Raw genomic sequence first — 22476 nt, 5'->3', positions numbered from 1 at the left:
AAATAAATCGATTGAATAAGGAGATTTGTAATGATCGAACTAAAAACAGGCGTGCATCTGCACGTTATCCCGACCAAAAAATATAAAACGATTCAAATCTATGGACGTTTTACAACTCGTTTGACTAAAGAAATCATGACTAAACGAGCATTGTTGGCTAATCTATTGGAGACAAACTCGCTGCACTATCCCGACCAAACTAAATTAAGCGGCCAGTTGGCAGAACTTTACGGCGCAAGTTTTGGCTTGAATGTTGGACGCAAAGGAAATTTACATTGGCTAGATATCGGCTTAGGTGTTGTTAATGGAAAATATGTTGATGATCCACAACTTTTGCCGGCAGCGTTGGATTTTTTGAAAGAAGTATTGTTTTATCCCAATATCCATGAAGGAAAATTTGACGAAGCCACTTTCCAACTAGAAAAAGAAAATTTGCAAAGCTATATCGAAACGTTGCAAGAAGATAAACAAACGCTAGCTTCTTTAAAAATCAAAGAGACTTATTTCACGGATGAAGCGCAAAAATTGCCAAGTTTTGGTACCGTAGCAGCTTTAGCAGATGAGACGAGTGCGAGCCTGGCCACTTATTATCAAGCGATGATCACACAAGATCAAGTCGATCTATTTGTGATCGGCGATGTGGACGAAGCGGAGATAGTAGAATTGTTCCAGCGACTGCCGTTTGTTGAACGAGAAGAAAATTCTCCGGAAATTTATTATTATCAGACTCAAGATAATGTGATTCGTGAACAACAAATGCAAGAAGCAGTGATCCAAGGGAAACTAAATCTTGCTTATGCAACAGATGTTTACTATGAAGATCCGGATCGCTTTGCGTTGTTAGTTTTTAATGGGTTATTCGGTGGCTTCCCACATTCGAAATTATTTATGAATGTTCGCGAAAAAGCTGGGTTGGCTTATTATGCGTCTAGCTCGCTAGATACTTTCCGCGGATATTTGCAAGTACAAACAGGTATCAACGGGGACAATCGCGAAAAAGCCTTGCACTTGATCAACGAACAATTGCTTGAATTGCAAGCCGGTAATTTTACTGAATTGGCTTTCCAACAAACAAAGGCGATGTTAAAAAATCACTATTTGCTTGGGTTAGATAGTATGCAAAATACGATCGAGACAACTTACTTGGCGCACTGGCTGCCGCAAAGTAAACTAACGGATGAAGAATGGCTGAGACATTTGATGGCGGTGACACCGCAAGATGTTCAAAAAGTTGCGAAGAAAATTCGTCTGCAAGCGATCTTCTTTTTAGATGGAGGACAGCAAAATGGATAAAGTAGCATATCAAAAAATCAATGAGACCTTATATAAGGAAGTTTTGCCAAATGGATTGACGGTCTATTTACTGCCAAAAGCAGGGTACCACAAGACTTACGGGTTATTTAGTACGAATTACGGTTCAATCGACAATGAGTTTATTCCCCGTGGTGGCAAAGACTATATCAAAGTTCCTGATGGAATTGCCCATTTTTTAGAGCATAAGATGTTTGAAAAAGAAGATGGGGATGTTTTCCAAAAGTTTGGTGAACAAGGTGCATCAGCTAATGCATTCACTAGTTTTACACGAACCAGCTATTTGTTTTCTACCACAGATCAATTGGAATTGAACTTGGCGACATTATTAGACTTTGTTCAAGCACCCTATTTTACGGAAGAATCGGTTCAAAAAGAGCAAGGGATCATCGGACAGGAAATCCAAATGTACCAAGATGATCCAAGTTGGCAACAATTTTTCGCTATTTTGAAAAATATGTATCCCAAGCATCCACTGCACATCGATATCGCTGGGACGATTGACTCGATCGCACAGATCACAGCTGAAGATCTGTATATTTGTTACAATACCTTCTACCATCCTAGCAATATGACCCTATTTGTCGTAGGCAATTTGGAACCGGAAACGTTGATGACTTTTATTCGTGAAAATCAAGCAGCTAAAACATTTGAAGCACCAGAACCGATTCAACGGCGCTTCCCAGAAGAAACTGCCGAAGAAATCATCAGACTTAGCGAAGAAAAGATGCCGATCACACTACCAAAAGCCATTGTTGGGATCAAGGGATTAGCAGAACTGCCTGAAGATGATAAGAAACGGCTGATTTTCAAAGTCTCATTGGATTTATTATTCCAAATGCTCGTTGGTCCGACATCGCAAAATTATTTGCGCTTGTACAATGAAGGATTATTAGACGACAGCTTCGGTTTTGAATTTTCATTGGATCGTAGTTTTTATTTTGCAGATTTTGGCGGAGATAGTGAAGAACCGCAAAAGCTTGCGGATCGTTTGACTGAGATTTTGCAGGCCTTTGCCAGCGATTCAGAAGTTAATCAAGAAAATCTGGACTTATTAAAGAAAAAAATGTTGGGAAAATATTTCCAATCACTAAATTCGTTGGAATACGTTGCGAATCAATTTACGCAGTCGTTATTTGGCGAGTGGACACTGTTTGATATGCCAGAGATTATTCAAGCCATCGAATTGAAGGATATCTTGGCTGCCGGTGAATTATTTATCCAAGAAAAAGCCTTCACCCGATTTTATATGGAAAAAACGGTCAGTGTGGATTAAATCAGGAAAAAACGATTTGAAAACAAACGGAACAACGGCTGAGACGATGAGGATAGCTGTTTGAAAAAAAGCGGTTGGGTAAAGCAGATCTTTGTGCTGCTCTAATCGTCAAAAAAGTCTTAAATTTCGTTTCAGACTTACCGAAACGTTATCCTCAGCAAGTTTTTTTTATGGTATCCTTAGACATGTTGAAAGAAGCAAAAATTTCATTATTACGAACTAGGAGTAGAAAATTAAGTGGCTAGTATTAATATTGGAGAAACGTTACGCAAAGCCCGTATCGACAAAAAAATTAGTTTAGATGAACTGCAACAGCGTACAAAGATTCAGAAACGTTATTTGCTGGCGATTGAAGAAAATGAGTTTCAAGCATTGCCTAGTGATTATTATTTGCGGACGTTCATTCGACAATATGCTGATGAGGTAAAACTAGACAGTGATTATTTGATCGACGTGCTAGATGGTAAGGATCGGCCGTTGCCGTCTTATCCTGAGCTTGAAACAGTTGACGAGCTGAGAAAAAATAAACATGCTGAAAATCCTACCCATGCTCGTTTCAGAGCGACGCTGCCAATGATTTCTTTAGGTCTGGTAGCACTGGCCATTATTGCAGTGGTAGGTTATGTGACTTGGTTAGATCATCAAGAGACTGCTATTATTCCAGAAAATAGTTCTGTTCAAGTCGAGCGTTCCGGCGTTTCTTCATCGACAGAACAAGTTTCGTCTCAACCAGAGCAAACGACGGAGTCTTCTCAAAAGCAGGAAAAACCTCAAATGGCTTTTGCGATGGAATCAAACACAGCAAATGCCGCGACGATGAAAGTCGAGCATGCAGAAAAACCGTTAAAGATCACGTTCACTGGTAAACAGCGCGTGTGGGTCGGTGTGCAGATCAATGGTACTTTGACTTATCAATATACTTTGCAAGTAGGAGAGTCGCAAACAACGGAACTGCCTGCAGATACTGCACAAGCGGTCATTACAGTTGGGATGGCAAAATACGCAGAGATCAAAGTCAATGATCAAGCGCTTGATTTCCAACCGGGAGAGTCACTGTTGCAAAAAAATGTGACATTGAACATTGCCTATGCCGCTTGATGACGTGTTGAAGCAGCAAACAATTATCTGACGTGTTTTCAATAATCAAAGACGATCAGAACAATATATTTTTGCTGAAGAGAAACAAGTATATTAGTAAGAATTAGGAGGAAGTACAATGAATCTACCAAATAAATTGACCGTTGTTCGAATTTTTATGATTCCGTTATTTATGGTCATTGTTTTAGTCCCATGGGATTGGGGAACGCTGCAAGCTGGCAATACGAGTTTAGCAGTAACACAGTTAGTCGGAGCAATTATTTTTGCAATAGCTAGTTACACCGACCATTTAGATGGAAAAATCGCGCGTGCGCGGGGATTGGTTACTAATTTCGGGAAATTTGCGGATCCGCTGGCAGATAAGATGTTGGTGATGACGGCGTTTATTATTTTAGTAGAACAAGGAAAAGCCCCTTCTTGGGTAATCGCTATTATCGTTTGTCGAGAGTTAGCGGTAACTGGGCTACGGTTGTTGATCGTAGAACAAGGTGGCGGAGTTATGGCAGCAGCAATGCCTGGAAAAATCAAAACTGCCACACAAATGGTTGGGATCGTATTATTATACTTGAACAATGTGCCGTTTAATTTCATCGGCATTCCGATGGACCAAATCATGTTGTACATCTGCTTATTCTTTACGGTTTATTCAGGGTATGATTATTTTGCAAAAAACACAGCTCTTTTCAAAGGTTCAATGTAAGAAAAAAGCAAGAAAAAAACGGTCAGTGCGATGTGAAATTTGTCGCACCGATCGTTTTTTCTGTTATAGTTGAGGAAAAATGGCGTATGTTAGAAAGAAGAGAAAAAAATGAGAGCAGAGATCATTGCTGTAGGTACAGAACTTTTATTGGGACAAGTCGTAAATACAAACGCGACCTTTTTATCAGAAAAATTAGCGGATATGGGAATCGAGGTGTATTTTCACACAGTCGTAGGAGACAATCCTAAACGCTTGGAAGAATTGCTTCAATTAGCAGATACGCGCAGTGAATTGATTGTTTTATGTGGTGGCTTAGGACCCACAGATGATGATTTAACAAAAAATGTTTTAGCAGATCATGTAGGTGTGCCGCTAGTCCAAAATCAAGCTGGACTAGCAGCGTTGAATGAATTTTTTGAACAGCGTCAAAGTACGATGACGCCAAACAACTTGCGTCAGATCGAAACGTTGCAAGATGGAATCCCATTGCCGAATCGAACGGGACTAGCAATCGGTTGTTTATATAAAGGCGAGAAAAATAATTATATTTTACTACCGGGACCACCAAGTGAATTAAAACCGATGTTTTTAGAACAAGCGCGTCCGCTGCTGGAAAAAGAATTTCCAACAACGGAAAAATTAACGTCACGGGTTTTACGGTTCTTCGGGATCGGGGAATCGAAATTAGTGACCGATCTGGCGGAAATGATCGAACACCAATCCAATCCAACAATCGCTCCGTATGCTAAGCCAAATGAAGTAACACTGCGGATCACAGCTAAAACGGAAGATGCAATCTCGGCCAATACTTTATTAGATCAAGCAGAAGCAGAGATCCTAGCAAAAGTCGGTGAATTTTTCTATGGTTATGGAGAAGAAACTAGTTTAGTTGAAGTTGTAGTTGGACTTTTAAAAGAGAAGCAGGCGACGATCACTGCTGCTGAAAGCTTGACGGCCGGGGAATTCCAAGCTACTTTAGGAACGATCCCCGGTGTTTCTGAAGTCTTTCCAGGCGGATTCGTAACATATTCTTCAGCGACGAAAGCAAGTTTTTTAGGTATTGATTCAACAGTATTGGATCGTGTCGGAGTTGTTAGTGAAGAATGCGCGAAATTAATGGCGGAAGCAGCGCTGCAACTTGCTAAAACGGATTACGCTTTAGCATTTACCGGTGTAGCAGGTCCGGATGAACTAGAAGGCCAAGCAAAAGGGACCGTTTATATTGGATTAGCACAAAAAAATGGCGAAACGATCGTTACTAAAAATCACTTTACTCGCGACCGTTCATATATCCGTCACAGCTCCGTAATGAAAGGTTTGGATATGGTCCGTCGAACAATTCTAAATAAAAATTAAAAAACCGAATGTTTGTTCGCTTTTTGCTTGATTTTTTGATTTCAAACCGATAAACTAAGGATATTGAAAAAGCAATAATGATGTGACCGTATGATTGATGGAGATGAATGGCTGTGGATTTTTTTGACAAGATAGAAAAATCTACGGTAAGAATATCAAAATCATTTTTTTAAACGAAATAAATTACATCAAGAAATAGGAGGATCAGCTATTGGCTAATGATCGTAAAGCGGCTTTAGATGCTGCAATGAAGAAGATTGAAAAGAATTACGGAAAAGGTTCGATCATGAAATTAGGGGAAAAGATCGATCAACAAATTTCAACAATCCCAAGTGGCTCTTTGGCATTGGATGTCGCATTAGGTGTAGGCGGCTATCCTCGCGGACGGATCATCGAAGTGTACGGTCCAGAAAGTTCAGGTAAAACAACCGTTGCGCTTCATGCAATCGCAGAAGTGCAAAAACATGGCGGTACGGCAGCATTTATTGATGCCGAACATGCGCTGGATCCTCAATATGCACAACGTCTAGGCGTAAACATTGACGATCTATTACTTTCACAACCGGATACGGGTGAACAAGGGTTAGAGATTGCTGATGCCTTAGTTTCTAGTGGCGCGATCGATATCATCGTGATCGACTCTGTAGCAGCGTTAGTTCCCCGTGCGGAAATCGATGGCGAAATGGGCGACTCACACGTTGGCCTGCAAGCTCGATTGATGTCGCAAGCTTTGCGTAAATTATCAGGTTCGATCAATAAAACCAAAACGATCGCAGTCTTTATCAACCAAATTCGGGAAAAAGTCGGTGTCATGTTTGGGAATCCAGAGATCACACCGGGAGGACGCGCATTGAAATTCTATGCGACGGTTCGTTTAGAAGTGCGCCGTGCGGAACAATTGAAAAACGGAACAGATATCATTGGTAACCGGACGAAGATCAAAGTCGTGAAAAATAAAGTTGCGCCGCCTTTCAAAGTTGCTGAAGTCGATATCATGTACGGTTTAGGAATTTCACAAGAAGGCGAATTATTAGACATGGCAGTCGAACAGGACATTGTCGATAAAAGCGGTGCTTGGTATGGCTATAAAGAAGATCGGATCGGTCAAGGCCGTGAAAATGCGAAGAAATATCTTGCAGATCATCCAGAGATGATGGCAGAAGTTGCGAAACGTGTACGAGCAGCTTATGGTATTGGTGAAGAGCTGGAAACAGAAACGGATAAAAAAGAAGACGCTGGGCAAGAAGAATTGCCTTTAGAAGAATAAAAATAAAATTAACACTAATAACCTCGTGCTTTTGCGCAGTTATTAGTGTTTTTTTTGCACTATTTTGTACTAAATGGAAGCCGTGCATGGCTGAACGCGTCAAAAGAGAAATAAAGTTGACACGCTATCAGACAAACATTAGAATAAAGTTGTGTGACAAGCACATATGCAAGTAGGCATATTGATAATTTGACATTCGTTTATCAAAAAACTACAGATAGGTAAATAAGATAGTACGGAGGTGGATTTAATGTTAGTTCCTATTCTCCTCGCTATCATCGGTTTAATTGTCGGTCTTGGTTTGGGTTTCATGGCAGCGAAAGCACGTCATGAAAAGGAAATTGATGGGGCACAAAACACAGCTAGAGGGATCATTACGCATGCAAATAAAGAAGCGGAAACCTTGAAGAAAGAAGCTTTGTTGGAAGCCAAGGAAGAAAACCAGCAGTATCGCGCACAAGTTGAAAGTGAGTTGAAAGAAAGCAGACAAGAATTAAAATCACAAGAAAATCGCTTGCTTCAAAGAGAACAGACTTTAGATCGTAAAGACGACTCTCTCGAGAAGCGTGAGCACTCACTGGAAGAAAAAGAAACAAAAATCAGTGCTAGACAGCAATTAATTGACGAGCGAGAAAAAGATGTAGAACAACTAATTGAAGAACAACAAACAAAATTGGAACACGTCGCTGCTTTAACGAAAGATGAAGCAAAAGAAATAATCATGAAGACGACTGAAGAGGAATTGAACCATGAATTAACCGTTATGGTCAAGGAATCTGAACAACGCGCTAAGGAAGAAGCGGATCGCAAAGCGAAAAATCTTTTGGCGATGGCAATTCAACGTTGCGGTGCGGATGCTGTTTCTGAAACGACTGTTTCGGTAGTCACATTGCCAAATGATGAGATGAAAGGTCGCATCATTGGACGTGAAGGCCGTAACATTCGTACATTAGAGACGTTGACGGGAATCGATTTAATCATCGATGATACACCAGAAGCGGTTGTTTTATCCGGTTTTGATCCAATCAGACGGGAAATTGCCCGGATGACATTGGAAAAATTGATTCAAGATGGTCGGATTCATCCGGCTCGGATCGAAGAAATGGTTGAAAAATCTCGCAAAGAAATGGATGAACGTATTCGTGAATACGGGGAACAAGCGGCCTTTGAAGTGGGCGCCCACACCTTGCATCCAGACTTGATCAAGATTTTAGGCCGATTGCATTTCCGTACCAGCTATGGTCAAAATGTGTTGAATCACTCAATCGAAGTTGCTAAATTAACTGGTGTCTTAGCCGCAGAATTAGGCGAAAATGTTCAGTTAGCACAACGCGCAGGTTTGCTGCATGATATCGGTAAAGCGTTAGATCATGAGATCGAAGGCTCGCACGTTGAGATTGGGGCAGAACTTGCCGCTAAATATCGTGAAAACCCGGTTGTGATCAACGCGATCGCCTCTCACCATGGAGATACTGAAGCAACTTCAGTTATTTCTGTTTTAGTTGCTGCTGCGGATGCAGTGTCTGCTGCTAGACCAGGTGCACGGAGCGAGTCGCTAGAAAACTACATCCGTCGTTTAGAAAACTTAGAAAATATTTCAAATAGTTTTGATGGAGTAGAATCAAGCTTCGCCGTCCAAGCTGGACGTGAAGTTCGTGTTATGGTTAAACCAGAAGAAATCTCTGATTTGGATACGACTCGTTTAGTTCGCGATATTCGTCGCAGAATCGAAGATGAATTGGATTATCCAGGACATATCAAAGTGGTCGTTATTCGCGAAACACGAGCAACTGACTACGCAAAATAGACTAGTTGTGAATGAAACATTTAGTTTTGTAAAGAAATGAAGTTAAACGATTTCTTTACAAACTGTTTCAAAAATAGGATTCGTTTGTAGTTAAGAGGGGGTGTGACAAAAGTCTTGTCACATCCCCTTTTTTCTGGATAAATAAAGTTCAAATTTCATTGGAAGTAAGCTGGGAGTCCCTTTTTTTGTTACTGTTTCTCCAGTTAGTTTGGGATCGGAAGAACGGCTTTTTTTATTGGAGCTGCATTTAAAAGAATAGCTTCAAAACAAGAATTCATTTAAAATAGACTATAAGAAAAGAAAGAATGGGAGTAGAAGGATGACGACTATCAGTCGCTGGTTTAAACGCTATGCCACCTTGCTCAAAATTATATTCTTTGGAATTGTCTTATTTTTCGTTGCCAATCAAGTGAAAAATATTGCCCATGGAATGAGTTGGCAGACAGTTTGGCAAACAATTCAGCAACAAGACCATATCGCTTTATTTAGTATGTTTGGAATCGGGCTATGTGGTGTTCTGCCGATGCTTTTATATGATCATGTGGCGATCACAATACTTGAATCGACGGGACGGCCCCGGATGAATCGCAAAGAGTGGTTCGTTTCTGCATGGACTACGAATACAATCAATAACTTAGCCGGTTTTGGCGGAGTCGTCGGTGTGAGTCTGCGCTCAAGTTTTTACGGTAAAGGACTGGAAAAGAAAAAAGTACTGGCTGTGATTTCTAAGATCGCTATTTTCATGTTAGCGGGACTTTCGATCATGGCATTTATCACGTCTTTAGATCTGTTGTTTTTTCGAACGGAAAATTCATTTGTTCGTTATCGTTTTTGGCTGTTAGCCGGCGGCGCATTCGCACCGTTGCTGTTTTGGCTAGTTTATAGCCGCCGTCGCACGATATTCAAAGAATTTCGCCTGAAGCAGATCCTTGAATTGTATGTAGCTTCGCTAGGTCAATGGCTGGGCGCGTTGATGGTCTTTTTAGTCGTTGGTTACTTGATGGGCGTAGATCTGAATATCGGTGAAGTCTATCCAATGTTTGTGATCGCAACAGGGTTAGGAATGTTGACGATGGTGCCAGGTGGAGCAGGGACCTTTGATGTCATGATGATTTTAGGTCTTGGACATCTCGGATTAGATCAAAGTACCGCAGTAGTTTGGATCTTGTTTTATCGGATCTTTTATTACTTGATTCCTTTTATCACAGGAATCGTGATCTTTTTGACAAATACTAGTGTTAAAATGAATCGCTACTTTGATAATTTGCCGCGTGTACTTTCACAAAAAGTTGCCCATGTGATCATGGTCAGTGCTGTTTATTTTGCGGGGATCATGATGATCTTATTATCTACATTGACCAATTTATCTAACATCAGCCGGATGTTTCAAGTCTTGCTGCCGTTTTCTTTTGATTTTTTGGATCAGACATTGAATTTATTGATTGGATTTTTACTGTTAGGATTTGCACGAGGGATCTCGCAAAAAGTGAAGCGGGCGTTTTGGCCGACGATTTTGTTATTAATCTTTGGAATTATCAATACTGTCGCACGGACTGCCTCGATTCGGCTGATCGTCGTGTACTTGGTGATTTTATTGGTCGTTTGGCTGTCACGGCGGGAATTTTATCGTGAACGATTTGTTTATTCTTGGGGTGCGTTAGTTTTTGATGGTATCTTGTTTGGTTTGTTGTTTGTTTTTTATGCGGTAGCGGGATACCATAGTGGTCAAATCTGGAGTACCGAACGCTTAACAACAAAATATTTTGCTTTTCCTTCAGGCGATATCTGGTTTTCAGGGTTGGTCGGCTTGATTTTATCTATTTTATGTTTGGCACTTTTGTATCAATATTTGACGCAAAGCGAGACGAAACTAGGCGATCTTTGGGATGAAAAACGGTTCAACTATTTGATCAATCGTTATGGAGGAACACCAGCGAGTCATTATTTGCGGGTGTCTGGGTATCAGTATTTTTATTATCAAGAAAATGGGAACGATCAAATTATTTTTGGCTTCCAAACACGGGCCAATAAATGTTTCGTATTAGGTGATCCCGTAGGAAATCCTGAGAAGTGGCAAGCGGCCACATTTGCTTTTATGGAACATGCCGACAAACTTGGTTATCAGCTGGCGTTCTATAAGATATCGGAAAAATATGTGCTGCTGTTACACGATTTAGGTTTTCATTTTGATAAGATCGGTGAGACCGGAGTTACTGATTTCACACGTCACGAGCACGATGTTTTTTCTGATCGTTTTGAATTTAAACGCTTGGCGAATGAAGGCTATCAATTTATTTATTTTGAAAAGTTGCCGGAGGAAGTCTTTGAAGAACTAGAAGAGATTTCAGATGAGTGGTTGAATGGAGAAAAAGAGAAATGTTTTTCAGTGGGACTTTTTAACCGCGCCTATATCGAGACTAGCAATGTCGGAATCGCACGGGACCCGCAAAATCGAATCGTTGGCTTTATTACTGAACAACCGGTCAATCAAGAAAAGGCTTCATTTGATCTTTTACGTTTTCGAAACGATGTTCCCAATGAGTTACCGACTTTCTTGAAATTGCATTTGATGGATGAATTGAAAGAACAAGGGTATCGGGAAGTGTATCAAGGAATGGCGCCGTTAGCAAAAGTCGGAGAGACTTCGTTTGCCTTTTTGGGTGAGCGAATCATGAATTTGATCTATAAATATGGTCATTCAATCTATGCTTTTCAACAAGTGGCAGAAGAAAAGACCGTCTATGTCGATCGTTGGCGGCCGCGCTACTTTGCTTATATGAAAGACAGCAGCTTCTTATTTTCTGCTTTGCAGTTACTGTTGCTAATCGGTCGAGGAAAAAACAAGGGAGTGACCATTTCAGAAGAAATGATCGAACTTTAAAAAAGACGAGCCGCGGCTCGTCTTTTTTTTGCTAATCAATGGCGATGGAGTTGCCTTTTTTCTCTTCATGAGGAGCTTTAGGCAATTTCAAAGTAAGTACGCCATTTTCAAATTTTGCGTTGATTTGTTCTGCAAGAATATCTTTGACGACAAATTGCCGACGATAAGCACTACTGGAACGTTCTCTGCGAACAAACCGACCATCGTCTTTGACTTCGTTTTCTGTAGTATGTTCAGCATCAATGGACAACAGGTCATTGTTATAGTGTACAGAAATCTCTGATTTTTCAAATCCAGGCAAGTCTGCTTTCACTTCATAGTGATCATCCAAATCCCGAATATCGACGCTCATTTTTCGATCTTCCCAAAACGTGTTCATCAGTTTTCCAACTAAATCTTCGCCATCCAACCAATCATTCTTCGGTAGTAAATTCATACACTATTCCTCCTAAATTATAATTTTTTGGATCTTATGGAAATCGGTTCTTACTAGAAATTTTGGAGCGTGTTGCAGTGCTGATGACAGCCCTTTCTTTAATAATAAAATCTCAGCTAAAAATATTCAAATTATTTGAAGCGTCTATGCTAAAATGAATTATCTATACATTTATTATGGGCTGTGATAGAATCGTCTAATGAAAAATTTGAACGGGTGAGAAAATGGAAATTATGGAGAAAGCCCCAGCGAAGATTAATTTAGGCCTCGACATTTTAGGCAAACGACCGGATGGGTTGCATGAGTTGGCGATGGTTATGGCGAGTATCGATCTAGCAGATCGTTTGTACTTAGAAGAGATTCCTGAAGATAAAATCATCATTGAGACCAATAAGGCTTTTTTGCCCACGGATAAAAAGAACCACGTTTATGAAGCGTTGGAATTAGTCAAAGAACGTTTTGATATAAAAAAAGGCCTGCAAGTCAAAATTCATAAGGAAATTCCAGTGGCAGCCGGCTTGGGAGGCGGTTCAACAGACTCAGCGGCGGCTTTGCGTGCAGTTAATCGTTTATGGAACCTAGGGTTGTCGATCGAAGAATTAGCTTGCCTTGGTGCCGAGGTTGGTTCAGACGTTCCTTATTGTGTTTATGGTCAAACGTCATTGGTAGAAGGCTTCGGCGAAAAAGTAACACCGCTTGCACCAATGCCCCAGTGCTGGGTTGTGGTAGTCAAGCCGCGGATGAGTGTGTCGACTCGAACGATTTTTGCTAAAATCGTGATGGAAGATTTATATCATCCAGACATTGCAGCGCTTGTTTCTGCTATTGAAGAAAATGATTATCAGAAGATGACTGAAAACTTGGGTAATTCTATGGAAGTCGTGACGATCAAAAAGCATCCAATTATCCAGCAGTTAAAAGATCGAATGCTGAAATATGGCGCAGATGCGGCAATGATGAGCGGTAGTGGTCCGACGGTTTATGCCTTGTGTCACAAATACTCGCGCGCCAAGCACGTATTTAATGCGTTAAAAGGGTTTTGTGAGGAAGTTTATCTTGTTCGTACATTGAAGTAGATCCTGCGGGGTCTGCTTTTTTAATAGACTGTTTGTTTCAGTTAAGTCGAAGTCGGGAAAACGAAAGTTGACAGCGATGTTCAAAAAATAAATGATCTGTTGGACCTTCAAGTAGTCTGCTTCAAAAAACGAATTTTTATTGAGTATAAATCAGCGATTAAATAACGCGATACAGATTTTAAAACGGATACAGGTTTCGTTATACATATGAATGAAATGTCATCTATATTACGGTTTATCACGTTTATGGCGACTTAAATCGTAAATTTTACGGTTTGTGTTGACGGATAGAAAAACATCTGTTAAATTAATTCTTGTCTTAAAAAGCGAAGAGAAGGTGTGTAGATAAATGAAAATGCAAAAAGGACTACTTTTATTAGGAACTGTGTTAGTATCAATCTTGCTGACTGCTTGCGGCAGCGAAGAGAAAAAAGAGGCATCAGCTGATGATAAGATTCAAGTAATGACGACTTTTTATCCCATGTATGAATTTACCAAAGAAGTAGTGGGCAATAAAGGAGACGTGGAACTGTTGATTCCAGCGGGGACTGAACCGCACGATTTTGAACCTTCTGCCAAAGACTTGGCAAAAATTTCAGATTCAGACGTATTTGTGTATAATAGTCCAGAACTAGAAACATGGACAGAAAACCTGACTGATACGATCGATACTGACAAGACGAAGATCATCCAAGCGGCAAAAGAGATCGAGTTGATGGATGGTGCAGAACACGACCATGAAGACGATCACGACCATGACGATCATGATCATGAACACGAACTAGATCCGCATGTTTGGTTAGATCCAGCATTAGCAATCAAAGAAGTTGAAACGATTCGTGATCAATTAAGTAAAAAATATCCTGATGATCAAGCAACATTTGAAAAAAATGCTGCAAGTTATATCGATGAATTAAAAGCATTGGATGCTGAGTACCAAACAGCTTTTAAAGATGCGAAAAACAAAACATTCGTAACGCAGCATGCGGCTTTTGGGTATTTGGCAAAACAATATGGGCTAACACAAGAAGCAATTTCTGGGGTTTCACCAGATCAAGAACCGTCACCAAGTCGCTTGAGCGAATTGAAGCATTATGTCGACGATCATCAAGTCGAAGTGATCTATTTTGAAGAAAATGCTTCATCAAAAGTTGCCGAAACACTGTCTAAAGAAACTGGTGTAAAATTAGCAGTATTGAATCCGTTAGAAAGTTTGACGGAAAAACAAATCAAAGCTGGCGAAAATTATCTCTCTATTATGCGTGAGAATTTAACAGCATTGAAGCAAGCGATCCATTAATAGTAGTAGGAAAACGGATGCCAGTTCTTCTTTGTTCAATGGACAAGGACAGGAATCTTTTGAAAAAAGTGTACTTAGAGAAATGGCAGACTCGATCGTGTGGTCTTTTTCATTCATTGAAAAAGACCACGTTAGTAGGAAAAAGGGGAGACGAAAATGTCGTATATCGAGGTGGAAGATCTTTCGTTTTATTATGACAATGAGCCGGTTTTAGAAAATGTGTCTTATCACGTAGATCCGGGTGAGTTCGTCATTTTAACTGGAGAAAATGGTGCCGCAAAATCGACATTGATCAAAGCGACATTAGGTTTATTAAAACCGACTAGCGGGAAAGTAACGATCGCTAAAAAAAATGCTCAAGGTAAAAAATTGAGTATCGGCTACATTCCGCAACAAGTAGCGTCATTCAATGCTGGGTTTCCCAGCACAGTTTTAGAACTGGTATCATCTGGCCGTTACCCGCAAGGCAAATGGTTCAAAAAATTATCTGCACGTGACCATGAGCATGTTCAAAAAGCATTAGAATCGGTGGATATGTGGAATATGCGTCATAAAAAAGTCGGAGAATTATCTGGTGGACAAAAACAACGGATCAGTTTGGCGCGTTTATTTGCTAAAGATCCTGATTTATTGATCTTGGATGAACCGACAACTGGGATGGACGAAAAATCACGGAATGACTTTTATGAATTATTGCGGCATAGTGCGCATGCACATGATAAAAGTATTTTAATGATCACTCACGATCATGAAGATACAAAAAAATATATCGATCGTCATATTCGATTGGTGCGAAAGGAGAATTCCAAATGGCGTTGCTTTCATATGAGTTCATGAGACGAGCCTTTCTAGCCGCGATTTTTATTGCTGGAATCGCGCCAATGCTGGGAGTCTTTCTAGTTATTCGCCGCCAGTCTTTGATGGCAGATACGTTGTCACATGTTTCGTTGGCTGGGGTCGCGTTAGGATTTTTCTTGAATTTAAATCCTACGGGAACGACATTGCTTGTCGTTGTGATTGCGGCGATCATCATGGAGTATTTGCAAAATATGTACCGCTCTTATTCTGAGATATCGATCGCAATCTTAATGGCAGCTGGTTTAGCTGTAGCATTGGTATTGATGAGCTTAGCACCGGGAAATTCCGCTGTCAGCATCCAATCGTATTTATTTGGTTCGATCGTGACGATCACGCAACAACAAGTTATTTTCCTAGGAATTTTATTTGTTTTAGTCGGCATCTTGTTCTTGTTGTTCAAGCGTCCGATGTATGTATTGACGTTTGATGAAGATATCGCTGCTGTAGACGGTTTGCCGATTCGTATGATGTCGATGATCTTTAATGTAGTGACTGGAATTGCGATTGCGATCATGATTCCGATTGCCGGCGCGTTATTGATTTCTGCGATTATGGTATTGCCAGCTGCGATTGGCATGCGAGTAGGAAAAAGTTTTAATATTGTGATCTTAGTCAGCGTTCTTGTCGGATTCATTGGGATGATCGGTGGATTGACCAGTTCTTATTATTTAGACACGCCGCCAGGAGCGACGATCACACTTGGTTTTATCTTATTGTTCTTAATACTCAACGGAATTCGACAATTACGGATAATGATCCAACGAAAACAAGCACAAAAATAGAGGAAAGCGAAAGCTTTTCCTCTTTTTTTGTGGAATAATTAATAAACTCCGAACTTTTACACTTTAAAATGAGAAAATGCTCGAATTTTATCAACTAAACCCTTATAATGGGAAACGATAAATCAGAATGTGTTGTCAATGTCCTTTGCTCGCAAGGGGAAAGCAATGACAGACAGTGAGAATCAGAATTGTTTTTCGCGCTGAAAAATAATTATACTAAAATGAAATAGGAGTGAATTACGTGAAAGTGCGTCGAAGCGAACGATTAATCGACATGACACAATATTTGTTGGATCATCCACACGACTTGATCCCATTGACTTTTTTTGCAGCTAGATATGATTCGGCGAAGTCTTCAATCAGTGAAGATTTAGCCATTGTTAAAAAGACTTTCAGAGAACGAGGAACAGGATTTTTAGAAACAATTCCTGGTGCTGCCGGCGGTGTCGTTTTTACACCGAGTATTACGGATGAAGAGGCGCAAGAATATATCGAATCTTTAGCTGAACGTCTATCAGAGGAAGATCGTTTATTGCCAGGCGGGTATGTGTATTTATCTGATATGTTAGGACAACCCGACTTATTACGTAAAGTTGGTCGAATCATTGCAGCTCAATATTTAGATAAAAAAGTTGATGCAGTTATGACGGTTGCGACAAAAGGCGTACCAATCGCCCAAGCTGTTTCTTATTATTTGAATGCGCCGTTTGTGATCGTTCGACGTGATTCTAAAATCACGGAAGGCTCAACAGTTAGTGTGAATTATGTTTCAGGATCTTCTGAGCGGATAGAAAAAATGGAGTTGTCAAAACGCAGCTTGAAACGTGGTTCAAAAGTCTTGATCGTGGATGACTTCATGAAAGGCGGCGGGACCGTCAACGGCATGAAGAGCTTAATTGAAGAATTTGAAGCCGAGCTTGTAGGGATCACAGTCTTTGCTGAATCTAAGTTTAAGGGCGAACGTGCCATCGACGACTACAACTCATTATTATTTGTGCAAGATGTTGATACAAGCACAAAAACAATTACGGTTGTACCCGGCAACTGCTTTGATAAATAGCTGAAAGAAATGCTAAGCTGGTTGGATTCTTTTTTACAAAGAGTCTAACCGGCTAGCCTTTTTTGCGTCAGGCTAGTAAAATAATAAAAGACAAAAGTAAATAATCATTAAATCAAAATAGACTGCCAGTTCAACTTTGTGTAGTGTAGTAGTGAACTGGTATACGGAATGAAAATCAGAGATAGTTTTATCAGAAAATTATTTCATTAAAATGAATGAGGATGCCAGTTCCACTTTGTGTAGTATAGTAGTGGAATGGTATACGGAATGAAAATCAGAGATAATTTTATCAGAAAATTATTTCATTAAAATGAATGAGGAGTGACTTCTTTTGGAAAATCGTTATGCGATTATTTTAGCAGCGGGTAAAGGGACCCGAATGAAATCAAAGTTATATAAAGTCTTGCATTCGGTTGCAGGAAAACCGATGGTGGAACATATTATCGAACGAGTAATCGAAACACAGCCGACTGAGATCGTAACAATTGTTGGACATGGTGCAGAAATGGTCAAGGAACAGTTGGGCGAGCGCAGCGAATATGCGCTGCAAGCGGAACAATTAGGAACGGGTCATGCGGTCATGCAAGCTGCTGAATTTTTAAAAGGAAAAAAAGGAACGACCTTAGTTATTAGCGGAGATACACCGCTGCTTACAACGCAAACGTTGAATAATCTATTTGATTATCATCAAGGAAAAAAAGCGAGTGCAACGATCTTAACGGCTCACGCAGAGGATCCAACCAGTTATGGCCGAATCTTACGGGATCATGTTGGTATCGTGAAAAAAATCGTCGAACAAAAAGACGCGACAGCGGAAGAAGCACGTGTACAAGAAATCAATACGGGAACGTATTGTTTTGATAATGAACAGTTATTTGCAGCGTTGGAAAAAATTGGTACGAATAATGCGCAAGGCGAATATTATTTAACGGATATCGTTGAAATTTTAAAAAATGAAGGCCAAACAGTTGCGGCTTATCAAACAGATGATTTTGAAGAATCAATCGGTGTGAACGATCGGATCGCTTTAGCCACGGCTAATGAGATCATGCGTCGCCGTATCAATCGTCAACATATGGTCAATGGGGTGACATTTATTGATCCAGCAACGACGTATATTGATGCTGGGGTTGAGATTGGTTCTGATACAATTATTGAACCGGGTGTACTGATCCAAGGAAATACCGTGATCGGTTCAGATTGTATCATCGGAGCTCATTCAAAAATTGTGGACAGCACGATCGAAGATGCGGTGGAAATCAAAGCGTCTGTTTTAGAAGAAGCTATTGTACGCAAAAATGCGGATGTCGGTCCGAACGCGCATTTACGTCCGCAGGCAGAAATTGGCGAAAATGCGCATATCGGTAATTATGTAGAAGTGAAAAAAGCGACGATTGGCGAAAATACCAAAGTTGGCCACTTAACTTATGTCGGGGATGCAACACTTGGCAAAGACATCAATGTCGGCTGCGGCGTTGTATTTGTCAATTACGATGGCAAAAACAAACATCATACAACTGTGGGTGACCACGTGTTCATCGGTTCTGGAACAAATATTATCGCACCGGTCACGATTGCAGACAACAGCGTGACGGCGGCGGGTTCAACGATTACAGAAGACATCGCTGCTGGCGATATGGCGATCGCGCGTGCACGTCAAATAAATAAAGCCGGCTATGCCAACCGGTTGCCATTCTAAGGGAAATCTCTTGATTTCTTAAATGGAAATGACTAGTATTTTATTTGAAATGGTATATAATCGATAACGTATGTTTAAAAAGAAAGTGGAGGTCCCCATGTCGAAACATTATTTTGATCCAAGATTGAAAATTTTTGCTTTGAATTCAAATCGTCACTTAGCTGAGAAAATTGCCGAAGAGGTTGGTGTTGAGCTAGGAAAAAGTTCAGTAAACCAATTTAGTGATGGTGAAATTCAAGTAAACATTGAAGAAAGTATTCGTGGCTGCCATGTCTATGTGGTTCAGTCAACAAGTAGTCCTGTAAATGATAATCTAATGGAACTTTTGATTATGATTGATGCTTTAAAACGGGCGAGTGCAAAAACAATCAACGTCGTAATGCCTTATTACGGTTATGCTCGTCAGGATCGTAAAGCACGTGCACGGGAACCAATCACGGCTAAACTTGTTGCTAATATGATTGAAAAAGCTGGTGCAACACGGCTATTGACTTTAGATTTGCATGCTTCTCAAATTCAAGGATTTTTTGATATCCCTGTGGATCATTTAATGGGTGCACCATTGATTGCTAATTATTTCTTGGAAAATGGAATTTACGGCGATGATGTTGTTGTCGTATCCCCTGACCACGGCGGCGTAACGCGCGCACGTAAATTGGCAGAATTTTTAAAAGCACCGATCGCGATCATCGACAAACGTCGTCCGAAAGCAAACGTTGCTGAAGTAATGAATATTATCGGAAAAGTCGATGGCAAAACTTGTGTCATCATCGATGATATGATCGATACAGCGGGTACGATCACACTAGCTGCAAATGCGTTGAAAGAAGCTGGCGCAAAACAAGTCTATGCTTCATGTACGCATCCTGTTTTATCTGGTCCAGCAATGCAACGGATCCAAGATTCAGCCATCGAACATTTAGTTGTGACGGATTCAATCTACTTATCTGATGAACGTAAAATCGATAAAATTGATGAAATCAGTGTTGGTGAATTGATGGGCGATGCGATCAAACGGATCCACGAAAACAAACCAGTTAGTCCATTATTTGAAACACCTAAAAAATAGTTCTATCCAATAGGTACTCCATGCGGGGTACCTATTTTTTTGTACGGTTAGTCCAATTTTTGTAATTTCTGTTGCTTAAGTCGGATAAATTATTTTTAAAGGATTTTATAAGGATATGTCGACAAAGACGAGAGAGGAATTTTGTTTTGAGTCAACAAAAAAAGAGCTCATCGGTGGGTGGCCGATGAGCAAAGGAGTTAAAAAATGAAAAAGTGTTAGGGTTGTTTGTTGGTATGTTTATATAATAGCAACTAAATATGAATTATTTGTGAACGAAGTTTGTCAAAAAAATTAAAAATTATTAAAGAAAATGCAATTTAATTGGATAAGTAAATAATGCAGAAAAAGAGCTCATCGGTGGGTGGCCGATGAGCAAAGGAGTTAAAAATGAAAAAGTGTTAGGGTTGTTTGTTGGTATGTCTATATAATAGCAACCAGTTGTGAATTATTTGTGAATGAAGTTTGGCATAAAAACAAACTAATTTTAAAGAAAATGGAAGATCTTTCGGCTGTCGAGCGGATAAAAAAAGAACCCATCGGTGGGTGGCCGATGAGTAAAGGAGTTAAAAAATGAAAAAGTATTAGGGTTGTTTGTTGGTATGTCTATATAATAGCAACTAGTTATGAATAAAATGTGATGAAAGAATAGCGAAACTATTAATTATCAAAAATTGTGCTGAAGCGCTAAAAAGATGCACAAATTTATCAAAAAAAGAGTGTGACAAAAATTTTGTCACACTCTTTTCTTATTTCTTGAAGCTAGTGATTTCTATTCGTAGACTCGATTCTTTTTGTCGTAAATACTACGCAGATCTAAATACAAGGAGATAAGTTCGCTCTTCGTATAAGGAAAATCCAGTTGAAATAATGGAATATTTGGTTTTTCTTTTTTCAGCAGAGAAGAAGTGCTGATAATCAAATCATAATCATCTTTTAAGGAAATATCATACGGCTCCGCATCGATAAAGCGCAGATCTTCTAAGAAACGATACAGTTCGCGAACGAAGATCGCGTTGTGTTCTAAGGCGATTCCGATTTTTAGATTATGTGTATAAGGAAACTGATTGAAATATGGCAACAATAATCGTTTGAACGCTCGTGTAATCAATGGATGAACGGAACTGATAAAGCTGTAAGACGGATTGTCTTTTGCCATTTGGATAAAATTTTGGATATTTTGGAATAAAATATATTCTCCGCGCGTTTGTTTCTCATTTGGATCCATTACTAGATCGATGATATTTGGAAACGGCTGCCGGAAAATAAAGTAACCGAAAGTGATATTCAACAGATTACCAATGACTAATGGATCATCCATTATTTCTGTTCGATCAGGGAACAATGCTTTTTTCGCAAAATTACGAAACTCCATGACAAAGTCGTTCACGGGATTTTGTCTAGCATCAAAATCAAGCAATGTTTGTTTTAAACTTTGATCCTCACGAATCGTATAGAATGGCGCAAAATGTGCTAAGAAATAAATAAAGCTAGCTTCGCCTTTCAATTGACGCGTCGTCATAGGGACATCGATCAACTCACGCAATGAAGTAAAATCATAATATGAATTGTCTTTCATCAAGAAATTATAGCGCGGATCGTATTTGACAAATTTTTTATTTTTGATGCGGGTCAAATCGATAGCAGCGAACAATCTAAGCTCTTGCGTACCAAAATAGGTCCGTGACAGCGGGAAATAATCTTTATAACTGTCGACCAGCCGACTCAATTGATGCGGCTCAACGTTTACTGGACACTCGATCCCGCGGGTTCCAAGCCACAGAAGGTCAAACAAAGCCAACCGAATCAAGCGTTCGTCACCAGACATACCGGCTTCGGTATAAGTAAAACGAATGTTGAAACGTTTCAAATGTTTTTTTAGTTTATCGATCTTACGGGAAACGGTGGAGCGGCTCACGAAGTATTTCTCGCAAAACTGTTCGATCGTGGGTTCTTCTTCATTCAAGAAATATAGAATAAATTGAAAAGGTACCGCTTGTTTCAGCAAGTGATAACGGTACTCATCAATCGAAGCATTCAAATTTTCCAGGTTTACTTTACCTGCCCGCATCATGATCGTTTCATAATTTGGCCGAATCTCTGCTAATTCTTGATCTATTTCATTTAATTCGATAACACTTTGTTGATAATTTAAATCTAAGTCTTCTGACAATTGGCTGATCGCCAAAACTTTTTTAGTCGATTGGTTCAAGTATTTAAAGATACTAAAACGTAAGAGGAGCGACGTATCAAACATAAGTTCCTCGTATAACATCTTTTTTCCCCCTTTATTAAATAAGGTTATTAATCTGAATTATTTTAAGTATATTCTCTTATATTGTACTTTATTTACATAAACCTGTCAGTTATTAATTGATAAAGAGCCGGTAAAATTATACAAGAAAAAATAATTTTCATGCTCTTCTAAGAAAGAACGCAAAAAACGACCAGCTTGCGATTGATAGCGTTTCTGAACAAGGAAATTGTGTTCATTTTTCTTATT

Annotated in this window: 17 protein-coding genes; 15 read left to right on the top strand and 2 right to left on the bottom strand. The window is 39.8% G+C overall.

Going from position 1 to position 22476, the window contains the following annotated elements; all coding sequences use genetic code 11:
• The first annotated feature begins 30 nt into the window (after positions 1-30).
• The 8 genes from yfmF (at position 31) to mprF (ending at position 11696) form a co-directional block, all read left to right on the top strand.
• Positions 31-1293 carry an EF-P 5-aminopentanol modification-associated protein YfmF gene (gene yfmF / locus FFM68_RS07600; RefSeq protein WP_137618779.1) on the top strand — a complete coding sequence of 421 codons (1263 nt, stop codon included), beginning with the start codon at positions 31-33 and terminating at the stop codon, positions 1291-1293.
• Positions 1286-2587: an EF-P 5-aminopentanol modification-associated protein YfmH gene (gene yfmH / locus FFM68_RS07595; RefSeq protein WP_137618778.1), complete on the top strand. Its 1302-nt coding sequence runs from the start codon at positions 1286-1288 to the stop codon at positions 2585-2587. Before yfmF ends, yfmH begins: the two co-directional genes overlap by 8 nt.
• 237 nt (positions 2588-2824) lie before the next feature.
• A complete protein-coding gene (locus FFM68_RS07585; RefSeq protein ID WP_137618777.1) occupies positions 2825-3685 on the top strand; it encodes a helix-turn-helix domain-containing protein in 861 nt (286 codons plus the stop codon).
• A 118-nt stretch (positions 3686-3803) separates the two neighbouring features.
• Positions 3804-4385 carry a CDP-diacylglycerol--glycerol-3-phosphate 3-phosphatidyltransferase gene (gene pgsA / locus FFM68_RS07580; RefSeq protein ID WP_137608944.1) on the top strand — a complete coding sequence of 194 codons (582 nt, stop codon included), beginning with the start codon at positions 3804-3806 and terminating at the stop codon, positions 4383-4385.
• 108 nt (positions 4386-4493) lie between these two features.
• Positions 4494-5741, top strand: coding sequence for a competence/damage-inducible protein A (locus tag FFM68_RS07575; RefSeq protein ID WP_137618776.1), 1248 nt, complete (start codon positions 4494-4496; stop codon positions 5739-5741).
• A gap of 211 nt (positions 5742-5952) precedes the next feature.
• Complete coding sequence (recA, locus tag FFM68_RS07570; protein ID WP_137618775.1) at positions 5953-7008, top strand: recombinase RecA; 1056 nt, start codon at positions 5953-5955, stop codon at positions 7006-7008.
• A 250-nt stretch (positions 7009-7258) separates the two neighbouring features.
• Entirely contained in the window at positions 7259-8815 is a 1557-nt protein-coding gene (rny, locus tag FFM68_RS07565; protein WP_137618774.1) for a ribonuclease Y, read from the top strand.
• Between the two features lie 319 nt (positions 8816-9134).
• On the top strand, positions 9135-11696 hold the full coding sequence (gene mprF / locus FFM68_RS07560; RefSeq protein WP_137618773.1) for a bifunctional lysylphosphatidylglycerol flippase/synthetase MprF: 2562 nt from the start codon (positions 9135-9137) through the stop codon (positions 11694-11696).
• Between the two features lie 31 nt (positions 11697-11727).
• Here mprF and FFM68_RS07555 read toward each other — a convergent pair whose 3' ends face one another.
• Complete coding sequence (locus tag FFM68_RS07555; RefSeq protein ID WP_137618772.1) at positions 11728-12132, bottom strand: Hsp20/alpha crystallin family protein; 405 nt, start codon at positions 12130-12132, stop codon at positions 11728-11730.
• Between the two features lie 224 nt (positions 12133-12356).
• Between FFM68_RS07555 and ispE the strand changes: the two genes are divergently transcribed.
• From ispE to FFM68_RS07520, 7 genes are all read left to right on the top strand, one after another.
• Positions 12357-13208 carry a 4-(cytidine 5'-diphospho)-2-C-methyl-D-erythritol kinase gene (gene ispE, locus FFM68_RS07550; protein WP_167483470.1) on the top strand — a complete coding sequence of 284 codons (852 nt, stop codon included), beginning with the start codon at positions 12357-12359 and terminating at the stop codon, positions 13206-13208.
• Positions 13209-13557: 349 nt separating this feature from the next.
• The gene (locus FFM68_RS07545; protein ID WP_174784507.1) at positions 13558-14508 is read left to right on the top strand and encodes a metal ABC transporter substrate-binding protein; all 951 of its coding nucleotides are present in this window, start codon (positions 13558-13560) and stop codon (positions 14506-14508) included.
• Between the two features lie 156 nt (positions 14509-14664).
• On the top strand, positions 14665-15345 hold the full coding sequence (locus FFM68_RS07540; RefSeq protein WP_137618771.1) for a metal ABC transporter ATP-binding protein: 681 nt from the start codon (positions 14665-14667) through the stop codon (positions 15343-15345).
• Positions 15318-16148 carry a metal ABC transporter permease gene (locus tag FFM68_RS07535; protein ID WP_137618770.1) on the top strand — a complete coding sequence of 277 codons (831 nt, stop codon included), beginning with the start codon at positions 15318-15320 and terminating at the stop codon, positions 16146-16148. The genes FFM68_RS07540 and FFM68_RS07535 overlap by 28 nt, the downstream gene beginning before the upstream one ends.
• A gap of 241 nt (positions 16149-16389) precedes the next feature.
• Complete coding sequence (gene purR, locus FFM68_RS07530) at positions 16390-17208, top strand: pur operon repressor (protein WP_137608936.1); 819 nt, start codon at positions 16390-16392, stop codon at positions 17206-17208.
• Positions 17209-17539: 331 nt separating this feature from the next.
• Entirely contained in the window at positions 17540-18907 is a 1368-nt protein-coding gene (gene glmU, locus FFM68_RS07525; protein WP_137618769.1) for a bifunctional UDP-N-acetylglucosamine diphosphorylase/glucosamine-1-phosphate N-acetyltransferase GlmU, read from the top strand.
• A 97-nt stretch (positions 18908-19004) separates the two neighbouring features.
• Positions 19005-19976 (top strand): ribose-phosphate diphosphokinase, encoded by a 972-nt coding sequence (locus tag FFM68_RS07520; RefSeq protein WP_137618768.1) that lies wholly within the window; start codon positions 19005-19007, stop codon positions 19974-19976.
• A 769-nt stretch (positions 19977-20745) separates the two neighbouring features.
• On the opposite strand, the gene FFM68_RS07515 is transcribed toward FFM68_RS07520, so the two are convergent.
• Positions 20746-22248 (bottom strand): helix-turn-helix domain-containing protein, encoded by a 1503-nt coding sequence (locus FFM68_RS07515; RefSeq protein WP_137618767.1) that lies wholly within the window; start codon positions 22246-22248, stop codon positions 20746-20748.
• Positions 22249-22476 lie beyond the last annotated feature (228 nt).

Origin of the sequence: Enterococcus xiangfangensis (assembly GCF_005405365.1) — a bacterium.
Taxonomy (GTDB): Bacteria; Bacillota; Bacilli; order Lactobacillales; family Enterococcaceae; genus Enterococcus_A; species Enterococcus_A xiangfangensis.
The sequence above is the reverse complement of the archived record's forward strand: the minus strand, read 5'-3'. Positions and strand labels throughout refer to the sequence as shown.